The organism is Azospirillum formosense, assembly GCF_013340925.1.
Classification (GTDB): Bacteria; Pseudomonadota; Alphaproteobacteria; order Azospirillales; family Azospirillaceae; genus Azospirillum; species Azospirillum formosense.
Genome location: NZ_WHOR01000156.1, coordinates 1 through 13,471 on the forward strand (window position 1 = coordinate 1; position 13,471 = coordinate 13,471).

Annotated in this window: 12 protein-coding genes; 6 read left to right on the top strand and 6 right to left on the bottom strand. The window is 67.9% G+C overall.

Annotated features, from left to right (window positions below; translation table 11 throughout):
• Positions 1-75: 75 nt before the first annotated feature.
• The gene (locus tag GBZ26_RS18830) at positions 76-513 is read right to left on the bottom strand and encodes a MarR family winged helix-turn-helix transcriptional regulator (RefSeq protein ID WP_094302447.1); all 438 of its coding nucleotides are present in this window, start codon (positions 511-513) and stop codon (positions 76-78) included.
• 344 nt (positions 514-857) lie between these two features.
• Between GBZ26_RS18830 and rimO the strand changes: the two genes are divergently transcribed.
• Positions 858-2,222: a 30S ribosomal protein S12 methylthiotransferase RimO gene (gene rimO / locus GBZ26_RS18835; protein ID WP_174440158.1), complete on the top strand. Its 1,365-nt coding sequence runs from the start codon at positions 858-860 to the stop codon at positions 2,220-2,222.
• A 66-nt stretch (positions 2,223-2,288) separates the two neighbouring features.
• Here the strand turns inward: rimO and GBZ26_RS18840 are convergent, their stop codons facing one another.
• The 4 genes from GBZ26_RS18840 to GBZ26_RS18855 all read right to left on the bottom strand — a co-directional run bounded on the left by GBZ26_RS18840 (position 2,289) and on the right by GBZ26_RS18855 (position 5,728).
• Positions 2,289-2,624, bottom strand: a complete 336-nt coding sequence (locus tag GBZ26_RS18840) for a tRNA-binding protein (RefSeq protein ID WP_174440159.1) — start codon at positions 2,622-2,624, stop codon at positions 2,289-2,291.
• Positions 2,625-2,764: 140 nt separating this feature from the next.
• Complete coding sequence (locus GBZ26_RS18845) at positions 2,765-3,193, bottom strand: phasin family protein (protein ID WP_035676200.1); 429 nt, start codon at positions 3,191-3,193, stop codon at positions 2,765-2,767.
• 137 nt (positions 3,194-3,330) lie between these two features.
• Positions 3,331-4,065 (bottom strand): TetR/AcrR family transcriptional regulator, encoded by a 735-nt coding sequence (locus GBZ26_RS18850; protein ID WP_174440160.1) that lies wholly within the window; start codon positions 4,063-4,065, stop codon positions 3,331-3,333.
• 58 nt (positions 4,066-4,123) lie between these two features.
• Entirely contained in the window at positions 4,124-5,728 is a 1,605-nt protein-coding gene (locus tag GBZ26_RS18855; RefSeq protein WP_174440161.1) for a glycosyltransferase family 39 protein, read from the bottom strand.
• Positions 5,729-5,917: 189 nt separating this feature from the next.
• On the opposite strand from GBZ26_RS18855, the gene hflX reads away from it, so the two are divergent.
• The 5 genes from hflX to GBZ26_RS18880 all read left to right on the top strand — a co-directional run bounded on the left by hflX (position 5,918) and on the right by GBZ26_RS18880 (position 12,444).
• Complete coding sequence (hflX, locus tag GBZ26_RS18860; protein WP_174440162.1) at positions 5,918-7,324, top strand: GTPase HflX; 1,407 nt, start codon at positions 5,918-5,920, stop codon at positions 7,322-7,324.
• Positions 7,325-7,458: 134 nt separating this feature from the next.
• A complete protein-coding gene (locus tag GBZ26_RS18865; protein ID WP_174440163.1) occupies positions 7,459-7,905 on the top strand; it encodes a DUF2934 domain-containing protein in 447 nt (148 codons plus the stop codon).
• A 168-nt stretch (positions 7,906-8,073) separates the two neighbouring features.
• Positions 8,074-9,939, top strand: coding sequence for a dihydroxy-acid dehydratase (gene ilvD / locus GBZ26_RS18870; RefSeq protein WP_174440164.1), 1,866 nt, complete (start codon positions 8,074-8,076; stop codon positions 9,937-9,939).
• 553 nt (positions 9,940-10,492) lie between these two features.
• The gene (locus GBZ26_RS18875) at positions 10,493-11,443 is read left to right on the top strand and encodes a sensor histidine kinase (RefSeq protein ID WP_174440165.1); all 951 of its coding nucleotides are present in this window, start codon (positions 10,493-10,495) and stop codon (positions 11,441-11,443) included.
• A 47-nt stretch (positions 11,444-11,490) separates the two neighbouring features.
• A complete protein-coding gene (locus GBZ26_RS18880; protein WP_174440166.1) occupies positions 11,491-12,444 on the top strand; it encodes an acetyltransferase domain-containing protein in 954 nt (317 codons plus the stop codon).
• A 9-nt stretch (positions 12,445-12,453) separates the two neighbouring features.
• On the opposite strand, the gene GBZ26_RS18885 is transcribed toward GBZ26_RS18880, so the two are convergent.
• Positions 12,454-13,471: YihY/virulence factor BrkB family protein (locus GBZ26_RS18885; RefSeq protein ID WP_425599354.1), on the bottom strand; the 1,018-nt coding region annotated here is incomplete at its 5' end.

The window sequence follows — 13,471 nt, forward strand, 5'->3', positions numbered from 1 at the left end:
GAACGCGTTGCCCCCACCCCGGCCCTCCCCCGCTTCGCAGGGGAGGGCCGGGGTGGGGGCTCGTGCCTGTCCTCCCTACGCCCGCTGGCTCAACAGCCCCTTCAGCACGCGCGACAGCAGATCCGCGAGTTGGAACTGCTCCGGCCCCGGCAGGGCCGCGATGACCGCGGCGAAATCCTTCAGCGGGTCGTATTCGAGAAGCGCCAGCGCCTTCTCCGTGGGGTGAAGCTGCACGACGCGGCGGTCCTCCGGCACCGGGACCCGCGTCAGCAACTCCTTCGTCACCAGAACCTCGACCATCTGGGACGCAGCGCCGCGAGTCGTCGCGTGGAAGTCGGCGAAGGCGGACACCGTCCGCTGGCTGTCGTTGGCGCGCGCGAAATAGCGCAACGCCGTCCACTGCGACGGTTTCAAACCCTGTGTATAGCCCATGCTGTCGGCGATATGGCCGATGTGCATCATGACCTCGGCTATCGCCTGCGCCGATGCCAGGGACTGGGGGCTTTTCGACATGGCAGGGGGGTCTCGACAGTTGCCGGAGAAAGACGGCGCCGCGAGCGAAAGCCGGCAACGCGTCTGTACGTTATAGAGACTATATGGTTACCAAACTAACATACCGCAGTAGGCAAGTCCATGGCTCCCCACCCCCGACGACGGGGCGCACACTACGGCATCAGGACAGTAAACGAAACATTGACCTTAAATCCTATCCAGCACAAGGTGTCGCACCCCCCTGTGGCGCCGTGCGGATTACCGGACCGGTGCGGAGACAACGCAGGGCACCTACCACCTCGTGTCGGGGCTGCGCCGCGCGTTTTGTCTGGCGTTGCGCCGCGACTCGCCTATATATGCGCGCCATGACCAGCACCCCCCCGTCCATTCCCGGTTTCAAGACCAACCCGGCCTCCTCCCCCAAGGTGGGGATCGTCAGCCTGGGCTGCCCCAAGGCGCTCGTCGACTCCGAGCGCATCCTCACGCGCCTGCGCGCCGAAGGCTACGACATCTCGCCGTCCTACGACGGCGCCGACGTCGTGCTGGTCAACACCTGCGGCTTCCTCGATTCCGCCAAGAAGGAATCGCTGGAAGCCATCGGCGAGGCGATCAAGGAGAACGGCCGGGTCATCGTGACCGGCTGCATGGGCGTGGAATCGGACATGATCCGGCAGGTCCATCCGGACGTGCTGGCCGTCACCGGCCCCCACCAGTACGAGCAGGTGGTCAACGCCGTGCACGACGCCGTGCCGCCGGTGCATGACCCCTTCACCGATCTGGTGCCGCCGGAAGGGCTGCGGCTGACCCCCCGCCACTACGCCTATCTGAAGATTTCCGAGGGCTGCAACAACCGCTGCAGCTTCTGCATCATCCCGTCCCTGCGCGGCGATCTGGTGAGCCGCCCGGTCGTCTCGGTCCTGCGCGAGGCGGAAAAGCTGGCGACCGCCGGTGTCAAGGAACTGCTGGTCATCTCCCAGGACACCAGCGCCTACGGCATCGACCGCAAATATGCGGAAGAGGATTGGTACGGGCGCAAGGTGAAGGCGCGCTTCATCGACCTCTGCCGCGAGTTGGCGAACTTCGACGTCTGGGTGCGCCTGCACTACGTCTACCCCTACCCGCATGTGGACGAGGTGATCCCGCTGATGGCGGAGGGCCGTATCCTCCCCTATCTGGACATCCCGTTCCAGCACGCCTCACCCACCGTGCTCAAGGCGATGCGCCGCCCGGCGGCACAGGAGAAGCAGCTCGACCGCATCCGGAAGTGGCGGCAGGAGTGCCCGCATCTGGTGCTGCGCTCCACCTTCATCACCGGCTTCCCCGGCGAGACGGAGGAGGACTTCCAGTTCATGCTGGACTGGCTGAAGGAAGCGCAGCTCGACCGCGTCGGCTGCTTCAAGTACGAGCCGGTCGAGGGCGCCACCGCCAACGACCTGCCCGGCGCCGTGCCGGAAGAGGTCAAGCAGGAGCGCTGGGAGCGCTTCATGGAGACCCAGAAGGCGATCAGCGCCGAGCGGCTCCAGCAGAAGGTGGGCTTCACGCTCGGCGTCCTGATCGACGAGGTCGACGAAGAGGGTGCCATCGGCCGCTCCTACGCCGACGCGCCGGAGATCGACGGCAACGTCTTCCTGAACGGCGAGACGAACGTCAAGCCGGGCGACATCGTGGACGTGACCATCGAGCACGCCGACGAATACGACCTCTGGGGCTCCATCGAGCGCGCCGAATAAGGCACTTCGCCAAAAGCAAAAGGGCCGGGACGGCAACGCCTCCCGGCCCTTTTGCTGTCCGCAGCCTCAGTACAGCCGGCCGCCGTTCGGCACGGCCTGCCCCGGCCCGACCAGCACGACCTCGCCCTCTGCATCGGGCAAGCCCAGGCACAGGACTTCGCTGGTGAAGGGGCCGATGCGCTTGGGCGGGAAATTCACCACGCCCAGCACCTGCCGGCCCACCAGCTCGTTGAGCGCGTAATGGCGCGTGATCTGGGCGGAACTGCGCCGCGTCCCGATCTCCGGCCCGAAATCGATGGTCAGCTTATAGGCCGGCTTGCGTGCTTCCGGAAATGGCTCCGCCGCGGTGATGGTGCCGACGCGGATGTCCACTTTCAGAAAATCGTCGTAACTGATGGTCACGGGTCTCGTCCCTGCCCTGTTGCGGTTGTCATGGTTTCAATCGTCACGGGCAAGGCTAGCACTGGCGGCGCCGAAGCTGAAACGCGAAAGGGCCGCCCCGGTGGGCGGCCCCTTACGGCACTCTCCGGCGGGAGAGACACTTACTTCTTGGCGATGGCGGCCTTGACCTCGTCCAGGCTCTCCGACACGCGCTTGGACAGCACGTCGGCGGCCTCGGTGTTGGACTTGGCGACCAGTTCGGCCAGTTCCTTGATGTTCGACAGGGCCTTCTCGAAGGCGACCTTGACCAGTTCGGCCTGCTTGGCGGCCTTCTCTTCCGGCGTGCCGGCGGCGGCGACCTGGTTCACATAGGTGCCAGCCTCTTCGACAGAGGAACGGACGATCTCGGCCTGGCGGCGCAGCACGGCCTGCAGACCCTCGATCGCGAGCTGGTTGGCGGCGGTCACCGCCTCGATGTTCTTGCGCTGGCTCGCCAGGATCGACTCGACGTCGAGGCCGGGCACCTTGTACTCGCCCAGCATCTTGGACAGGTCGAATTCGAGGAACGGGTTACCGGTCTGCTTGGCCATGGTTCTCACCCCCGACGAAAGGATTTATTCGGCATGCTGCGACGCAGCAAACCTGTGGCGCGACTATGCAGATTGCCAAAAAGATAGTCAACGCCCTTGTGCGTCGCACCAGGGGCTACACCGCGGCTCATGGAACCTCAACCGGCGGACGCGCTTCCTGGTTCCTTAGCCGGTTCCCCGGCGCCCTGCGGGGCTGTAGACGTTGCGGTTGGAGAGGCGCGTCCGGCTCTGCGGCGTAATGCCCCAGCCCAGCGTTCGGCCCGCCGCAACTCGGAATCGAGCGCCGCCATGGTCCGTGACAGGTCAGCGCTGTCGTCCTCCAGGAAGACGCGCATGACCCGCGCCTGAACCGCGCCCAGCCCGGCCACGAAGAGGGCGCCGCCGGTGCGGTCGGCCTCCACCCCCGCGGCGCGCAGCATCCAGGCCATCGACCGGCCGAAATAGCGGGAGAAGGCCAGCGCGGTCAGCGGCTCCCGCCGCAGGTCGCGGACGACCGAGCGCAGGCCGTCCCGATAAGGAAGCAGCGCGTCGTAACGGCGCATCATCACATCGAACAGCCGGTCGCGGGCGCTTTCGTCCGGACCGACCGGGGCATCGTCGGCAAGGACCGCGGTGTCGGCGACCCGCGACACCGCGGCCAACACGTCGGAGCGACCGGGGAATCGGCGGTAGAAGGCCCTGGGCGCCACTCCCGCCGCCCGCGCGATCGCCAGCAATCCGGTGTTGCGCCAGCCCTGCCCGGCGGCGAGCCGCATCGCCGCGGCGGCCACCCGCCGGTCCAGGTCATCGGCGCCTCCCTCTCCCGCGGCGTGCTCCGCGGCGTCTGGCGCATCGGGATCGGTCTTCCAGCGGGTGTCGGCGGTGTCGTCCATGGGGTCGCGCCTCGTGGTCAGCTTCTTCCCCATGGATGTGGGACGCCCGCGCCGCACCTCAACCGGGGCGGCAGAAGGGAAAGGGCTCGACCCGCTTCATATAGGTGGGAATCCAGCCGCACTGCCCGGCGGGGTTGGGCAGGCGGATGGCCTCGATGGCGGGCCAGACCTGGGCGACCACGACCACCAGCGCCACCATGCCGACGATCCAGCGCCGCGTCCGGGCGCGCTCCAGCAGACCGGGCAGGCGCAGCAGCACCCAGGCAGCGGCGAGCCCTATCAGCGGGTCGGTGTAGGCGGCGTAGGCCCGCTGGAAGCCGCGCAGGGAGAACAGCGTCTCCAAGCCCCAGGCGACCAGCAGCAGGAGCGCCGCCTGCGCCGCGGCAACCCGTTCCCCCCGGCGCCACAGGACGATGCAGCCGCCGATGATGAACCATTCCACCACGACGGTCTGCGGGATGTTGTCGGGGTGGAGGACGATGGTGCGGATGGCCAGCGTGCGCCACAGCCCCTTCGCCAGCAGCGTCACCAGCCCGTCGGAGAGCACCTGCTCCTGCCCCTGGAGCGCCGCCTGATGCTTCCAGGTGGTGAAGACGAACATGTGTTCGATCAGGTTGGCGACGGCGATGACGTTCTGCTCGTGCGGGCGGATCGCCAGGGCGAGCACGCCGAGCGCCAGCCCGAGCGCGACCGCCGCCATGGCCGCCACCGCGTAGGACAGGCGCACCCGCCAGACCGCCGCGTAGACGGCCATGCCGAGAAAGACCCAGCCGACGATGATCCCTTGATAGACCCCAGACAGCCCGCCGCCGACCGGACGGTAGGGATAGAGCGACTGGCCGGCGCTGGCGATGCCGTGCTGTATCAGGGCCACCGCGGGCAGCGCCGCGGCACCCGCCGCCAGCGCGAGGATCCCGGCTGCGATCCAAGAGCGCCCGCCCTCTCCAGCGAAGCGGCGCCCGAAGGCCAGCGCGATCACCGGAATGCCGAGCGCCAGGAAAATCGCTTGGATCTTCGTCACCACCGCCAGCCCGGCCAGCAGCCCGGCCAGCCCGAGAAGCAGCAGGGGCCGCCAGCCCGGAGCGGTGCGGACGGCGACCAGCACGAGAAGAAGCGCCGTGACCACGAAGGAGGCCGACAAAAGGTCGGTCCGCATCTGCCGCGCCTGGGTGGACAGGCCGATGCCGAAGGCCATCACCACGGCGGCCAGGAAGGCCACCCGACGGTCGCCGACCAGCGCGCGGACAAGGTTGGCGTAGATCAGCGCGAAGGCGGTGGTCACGAGGATGGACAGCGCCCGCCCGGCCTCCACCAGATTCTGCCAAGCCGCGTTGTAGGCTGCGGTGTCGGCGGCGGGCGGCAGGCCGGACAGCGTGATGACCGGCATCAGTCCCAGCGCGTGCAGCAGCCGGTACCAGACCTCGATCACCAGGAAATAGGTGTAGCCGGGATGATCGAAATACTCCTGGGGCAGCCCCTCGCTGAACAGCAGCCCATGATAAGCCAGCACCAGATCCTGGTCGGCGTGCGACCAGTAAGGGGTGCGAAAGCCGATCGCCAGGGCCGACACGACCATCACCGCCGCCAGCGCCGCGCACAGCCCCCACCAGGGCCAGCGGTCCAACATGCCGGCGCCGGGCACCCCGGCGGACCGGTTGGGCATGACCGTATGGGGTGATCTGGCGCCGCGGTCCAAGGATGACATGATCGGAGTATGTCCAGAGGTTACACGCCACCGGTTTGTGCACGATTCCGGACGGTTTTGGAACCGCGGCAGCGGCAGGCTGTTTTTTGCGGACCTGCAACTCCTGATCGCTCAACCCCTTTGCCTGTAAGGAACGGTGCCAGCCCGATGCCAGATTCCGACGACCGCCCGTCACCCCGTTCCGCCGCCTCCGTTTCCCGCCATGTCCAGGGCCACGATCCTGACGGGGCGGGATCGCCCTCCGCGGGGCGCGCCCTGGTCATCCTGCCCGTTCTTCCCACGCACCCCGATGATGGAAACGCGGCGGCGCGCCAGCCCGACGCGCGCCTCTCCGAAGCGATCGCGCTTGCCCAGGCCATCCGCTTGGAGGTGCCGCACGCCGAGGTGATCCGCGTCGCCCATCCCGACCCCGCCACCCTGTTCGGGCGCGGCACCGTCGAGCGGATCGGCGGCATGGTCGAAGCCTTCCACGCCGATCTGGTGGTGATCGATCATCCGCTGAGCCCGGTGCAGCAGCGCAACCTGGAACGCCGCTGCATGACCAAGGTGATCGACCGCACCGGCCTGATCCTGGAAATTTTCGGGGACCGTGCCCAGACGCGCGAGGGCCAATTGCAGGTCGAACTGGCGGCGCTGACCTACCAGCGTTCGCGTCTGGTGCGGTCCTGGACCCACCTGGAGCGGCAGCGCGGCGGCTTCGGATTTCTCGGCGGCCCCGGCGAAAGCCAGCTCGAACTCGACCGCCGGCTGATCGCCGAGCGAATCATCCGCCTGAAATCAGACCTGGAAGAGGTGCGGCGGACGCGCAAGCTCCACCGCTCCGCCCGGCACCGCGGCGGCACGCCGATGGTGGCGCTGGTCGGCTACACGAACGCCGGCAAGTCGACGCTGTTCAACCGGCTGTCCGGCGCCAGCGTCACCGCCGAGGACATGCTGTTCGCCACGCTCGACCCCACGGTGCGTCGGATCGCCCTGGCGTCCGGCAAGACCATGGCCTTGTCGGACACGGTGGGATTCGTGTCGGAACTGCCGACCCAGCTCGTCGCCGCCTTCCGCGCGACGCTTGAGGAGGTGCAGGCCGCCGACCTGATCCTGCACGTCCGCGACGTCTCGCACCCCGACGCGGCGGCGCAGAAGGCGGACGTGGATTCGGTTCTGGCCGATCTCGGGATCGACGCCGCCAACGACCCGCGGGTGGTGGAGGTGCTGAACAAGACCGATCAGATGCCGGCAACCGCCCGTGGAGCACTCCACATGCGTCTCGCCAACCAGCGCATGATGGAGGGGGAGGAACGCGCCGTCGCCGTCTCCGCCCTGACCGGGGAGGGATTGGACGACCTGCTGGATCTGTTGGACCGGCGCATATCCGCCGAGCGGCAGGTGCTGGAGTTGAGTGTCAACCTGTCGGACGGACGCGCCCTGGCGTGGCTGTACGAGCATGGGCAGGTGCTGGACCGCCGGGACGAGGACGGTCAGGCCCACGTGCATGTGGCCCTGGCCCCGGCCGACGCCGCCCGCTTCGAAAGCCGCTTCGTCGGGCAGGCAAGCCGCTGATGGGGCATCTTCCGCCATTTGACCCGCCGTTTCGGATGGTTTGAAACCAGTGCCGCTTTCCCGCGTTGTGACGGTCAGGCCGGCCCTTACCCCGCCCGGTCCGTGACCCGCCATGATCAGGAGGAGGCTGCCCCATGACCCAAAAGCCGGAACAGGATCGGGCCGAGCGTGTTCGCCGCCGCGCCCACGACATCTGGGAACGGGACGGCCGCCCCGAAGGCCGGCACGACGAGCACTGGGCACAGGCCGAGGCCGAGGTCGATGACGAGATCCGCGCCGAGCGGCAAAGCGCGGAAACGGAAAGCAGCGCCCCGGAAGCCCCGCCGAAACGACGTTCCACCAAGGCGGGCCCCAAGGCGGGCCCCAAGGCGGCCACCACGGCGAACGACGCGAAGCCCAAAGCCACGCCCAAGGCCGCCCGGGGCAGCGGCACGCGGGCGGCGGCGGAGAACCTGTCGGCGGTGGCCGCCGGACGGACGGAGCAGACCGGCACGACCAAGACCGGCGGCCAGATCTCCCGCGGCGGAGCCGCCAGCGGAAAACCGGGCAAGGCGTCGCGCCGGGACGCATCGCGCGGTTGACCGGAGCGCGGTACTCCGCCCTCCTCGTTCGCCGCAAACCTCCCATGCTCCGTCTGCCGGAAAATGGGGCGGAGATGGGAACGAGAGGTCTGGTTTCTGCCCTTCGGGATTGCTAGTGTTGCTGCCCCTGCGCATCCGCACGCAATGTTCGATCCCTGAGGTAGAGACATGCCGCATTATCGCTCCCGCACTTCCACGCACGGCCGCAACATGGCGGGCGCCCGCGGCCTGTGGCGCGCGACGGGCATGAAGGACGGCGATTTCGGCAAGCCGATCATAGCGATCGCCAACTCCTTCACCCAGTTCGTGCCGGGGCACGTCCACCTGAAGGATCTGGGCCAGCTCGTCGCCCGCGAGATCGAGAAGGCCGGCGGCGTCGCCAAGGAATTCAACACCATCGCCGTGGACGACGGCATCGCCATGGGCCACGACGGCATGCTCTACAGCCTGCCCTCGCGCGAGCTGATCGCCGATGCCGTCGAGTACATGGTGAACGCCCACTGCGCCGACGCGCTGGTCTGCATCTCCAACTGCGACAAGATCACCCCCGGCATGCTGATGGCCGCCATGCGGCTGAACATCCCGGCGGTCTTCGTGTCGGGCGGCCCGATGGAGGCCGGCAAGGTCAACTGGCGCGGCAAGACCAAGGCCGTGGACCTGATCGACGCCATGGTCGCCGCCGCCGATCCGACGGTGAGCGACGAGGAGGCCGCGGTGATGGAGCGCGGCTCCTGCCCGACCTGCGGCTCCTGCTCCGGCATGTTCACCGCCAACTCGATGAACTGCCTGACCGAGGCGCTGGGCCTCTCGCTGCCCGGCAACGGCACCATCCTGGCGACCCACGCCGACCGCAAGGAGCTGTTCCTGGCCGCCGGCCGCATGGCGGTGGAACTGTGCCGCCGCTGGTACCAGGAGGAGGACGCCACCGCCCTGCCCCGCGGCATCGCCACCTTCGAGGCGTTCGAGAACGCCATGACGCTCGACATCGCCATGGGCGGCTCCACCAACACGGTGCTGCACCTGCTGGCCGCCGCGCAGGAAGGCCAGGTGCCCTTCACCATGGCCGACATCGACCGGCTGTCGCGCCGTGTGCCCAACGTCTGCAAGGTCGCCCCGGCGGTCTCCGACGTCCACATCGAGGATGTGCACAAGGCCGGCGGCATCTTCGGCATCCTGGGCGAGCTTGACCGCGGCGGGCTGCTCAACCGCGACGTCGCGACCGTCCACGCCAAGACGCTGGGCGACGCGCTGGACCGCTGGGACGTCAAGCGCACCCAGGACGAGGGTGTCCACACCATGTTCAAGGCCGCCCCCGGCGGCATCCCGACGACCATCGCCTTCAGCCAGGAGAAGCGCTGGCCGGATCTGGATCTCGACCGCGACAAGGGCGTCATCCGCTCGGTCGACAGCGCCTTCAGCAAGGACGGCGGCCTCGCCGTGCTGTTCGGCAACATCGCCGAGAAGGGCTGCATCGTGAAGACGGCGGGCGTCGACGCCTCCAACCTCGTCTTCGCCGGCCCGGCCCGCGTCTTCGAAAGCCAGGATGCGGCGGTCGAGGCCATCCTGGGCGACACGGTCAAGGCGGGCGATGTGGTGGTCATCCGCTACGAAGGCCCGCGCGGCGGCCCCGGCATGCAGGAGATGCTCTACCCGACGAGTTACCTGAAGTCGAAGGGGCTGGGCAAGGCCTGCGCCCTGGTCACCGACGGACGCTTCTCCGGCGGCACCTCGGGGCTCTCGATCGGCCACGCCTCTCCGGAAGCGGCGCAGGGCGGCGCCATCGGCCTCGTCCGGGATGGCGACCGGATCGAGATCGACATCCCCAACCGCAAGATCAACCTCGCTCTGTCCGACGAGGAATTGCAGCGCCGCCGCGACGCCGAGAACGCCAAGGGCGCCGACGCCTGGAAGCCGGCCAGCCGCAACCGCGTCGTTTCCCCGGCGTTGCGCGCCTACGCCGCCCTGACCACCAGCGCCGACCGCGGTGCTGTGCGCGACGTGTCGCAGGTGGAAGGCATCGCCATGAAGCGCTGACGCGGCACCGGAAGCGCAACCGAAGGATCTCGAACCTTCCGATCAAGACTTTCGGCGGTGTTGCGATCGCAACATGCGGTGACGAACGGCGCCATGGCAATCCATGGCGCCGTTTCTCTTTACCGGTGCGACGAGCCCGGGAGCGACACGCCGCAGCATATATCCGATCCGTTTGGCCCATCGCCCAGAGAGGCGCAGGCCATCGAAGCGCTCAACGAAGGGGCAACCCCGCCGCAGCCCGGAACCGTGAAAGCCGCCGCATCGTCGTACAACGCTCCAGAGCGTCTTTGCCGGCCCGACGGGAAGACGTGCGCAATGTCGTGACACCCGCAGGAAGACCCGCCACCAAGCATTGGACAAACCTCCTCGAAGATCGAACTTAATTTGCCAAGCACCTGCATAAAAGGCAGTGCGTTCGTGTACGAATCTCCATATCGTAGACGCTCTCTCCCCTCGGACGGCATCGGCCGTTCCCCGCTTTCGAAACGGACGACCACAGCATATGACTCTTGCCAAGCTCTCCCGGTTGCGCGGGCAAAAGGGTTTGGGGTTCATGTTCGCGCTGGCGACCTTCGCCGTCGCCCTGGTTGCGCGTCTTGCGCTGGATGACCAACTGCCGGCGGGGTTTCCCTTCCTGACCTTCTTTCCGGCGGTCATCATCACCACCTTCCTGGGCGGGCTGTGGCCGGGCATCCTGACGGCTCTGCTGAGCGGGCTGGCCTCCTGGTACTTCTTCCTCGGCACCAGCCAATCGCTCGATCTGACCCCCGGCAGCGCGCTGGCCCTCGGTTTCTTCGGGTTGGTCGTCGCGGTGGACATCGCCGTGATCCACATCATGAACGTGGCGCTGGAGCGGCTGGCGGAGGAGCGCAACCGCAGCGCCCGCCTGACGCAGCAGACCCAGGTGATGTTCAGCGAGCTTCAGCACCGAGTCTCGAACAACCTCCAACTCGCCTCCTCGCTGATCGCGATCCAGAAGTCCAAAGTAAAGGACCCCGAAGCCCGCCGCGCGCTGGAGGAGGCCGCCGGGCGGCTTTCCACCCTGGGCCGCCTGCACCGCCGGCTTCACGCTCCCCATGATGGACCGATGGACATGGAGCCGTTCCTGCGCGAACTGTGCCAGGACATCCTGAAGACCTCCGGAGCGGAGCGGATCGACTGCACGGTCAGCGCCACCGAGTTCGACCTGCCGCCGGACACCCTGATTCCGCTGGCCCTGATCCTCGCCGAGCTGGTCAGCAACGCGCTGGAGCACGGCTTCCCCAACGGCGAGGCCGGACGGATCGGCATCGATTTGCGCGCCGGTGACGGAGAGCTGGTGCTGACGGTGCGCGACGACGGGGTGGGCCTTCCCGAAGGATTCACCCTGACGCGCCCCTCCAGTCTTGGCCTGAAGATCATCAGCTCGCTGGCTGCCCAGATCGGCGGAACCTTCAGCATGACCGGATCGCGCGGCCAGGGCACCACCGCCCGGCTGGTCCTGCCCCAGACCATGGTTTCTTGACGGGCACCGGTGGACAGCGACGCGCCGTTCCGGCAAAAGTCGCGCCCATGCCCATCCTCCCCACCCCATCAGCATCGGCGACCACGACGGTACGGCGCGTCGGTGCCATCGACGCGGCGCGCGGCGTGGCCCTGCTCGCCATGGCCGTCTATCACGGTTCCTGGGACCTGACGTATCTCGGGCTGGCGGATTTCGATCTGTTCGGCGATCCGTTCTGGCTGGCCGCTCGCACCGGCATCCTCGGCAGCTTCCTGATCCTGTCGGGACTCAGCCTCACCCTGGCGGCGCAGAGCGGGGTCGACCGGCACCGTTTCCTGCGGCGCCTCGCCCTGCTCGTCCTGGCCGCGGGCGGTGTGTCGGCCGTGTCGTTGGCAATGTTTCCGGACAGCCCAATCCTCTTCGGCGTGCTGCATCACATGGCGGTGGCCAGCCTGCTCGGCCTTGTGCTGCTGCGCCTGCCCTGGCCGATGCTCCTGCTGCTCGGCGTGGCGGTGATCGCGCTGGGTGAAACGCTCGCCGTGCCTCTGTTCGACGAGCCCTGGCTGCGCTGGATCGGGTTGATGACCTTCGAACCGGAATCGAACGACTATGTGCCGCTCTTTCCATGGTTCGGCGGCTTCCTGTTCGGGATGGCGCTGGGGCGCCTTTGGCGTCCCGTTCCGACGGCGGCTCCGGGCGGAGCGGTCGGGCGTTGGTTCGCCTGGGCCGGACGGCACAGCCTGGCGGTCTATCTGCTGCACCAACCCGTGCTGTTCGGCCTGTTGTCGCTGCTGGCAATGGGAATCGGCGCCGACCCGGCCGATGTCCGCAGCTTCCAGAATTCCTGCGTGGCGACCTGCACCGCCAGCGGCGGCGAGATGGCGCACTGCACCGCCACCTGCCGCTGCGTGTCGGACGACCTGAGCCGGGCCGGCCTGTGGTCCGACTTCGTCCACGACCGGCTGACCGTGGACGGGGGCCGCAAGGTTGACGATGTCATTCAGAGCTGCGGCAACCGCTGACCGGAAACGCTACGCCCGGCGCTTGCCCACGGTGTCTGCGACGTAGGCGTCCCGGTGGCCCATCGGCTTCGGACCGCGCCCATCCTCTTCCGTGGTGTCGCGGGCTGTCTGATGTTCGATCTCCGCGTTCAGCTCCGCCCCCATCAATATCACGTAGGAGGTGAGGTTGAACCACAGCAGCAGCACCACGCCGGCCCCGACTGACCCATAGGTCTGGTTGTAGCTGCCGAAGTTCGAAACATAGACGGAAAACCCCACAGAGGCGATGATCCACAGGCCCGTGGCGCTGGCCGATCCCCAGGTCACCCAGCGCCATTTCGGCTCTCGCCGGTCCGGGGCGTAGCGGTACAGCACGGCAAGCGCCAGCACGATCGCCACCGCGAGGATGGGCCAGCGCGCGAGGCTGGCGACCCAGCCTATGGGGGTGTCCCGCAGGCCAAGGAAATTGATGGCCGCTGGAACCGCCACGATCAGCGCCAGGGTCATGATCACGAACACCAGCCCGGCCAGCGTCAGCACCAGCGATAGGAAGGCGAGCCGGAGGAAGCCGCGCCGCTCCTCTTCCCCGTAGGCGATGTTCAGCGCGGTGATCAGGGAGTTGGTGCCGCGCGACGCGCTCCACAGCGTCAGGGCGAGGCCGAACAGAACACCGAAGCCCAATCCTTCCCGTGGTGCCGACGCCACGTTGCGCGCCTGATCGCGCAGCACGTCCAGCGCCTCCGGCGGCAGCAGCCCGGCCAGTTGGCTGACCTGCTGCTCCACGCCCGCCGGGTCGAAGGCAAGGCCGTACAACGAGACCAGCGCGGCGATCGCCGGGAATATGGCGAACAGGGCGTAGTACGCCACACCCGCCGCCACGATGGAGATGTTGTCCTTCCCCTGCTCTTCCCAGGTGCGCCAGAGAATGTCCTTCCAGCCCGTCTTGGGGATGTCGGACGGCCGGACCGCCGAACGCCCCCGCCCCCCCATCTCGACGCGCGGATACTCGTTGCGGTGGCGACGGCTCAACCCCAGCATGCCCCCTCCC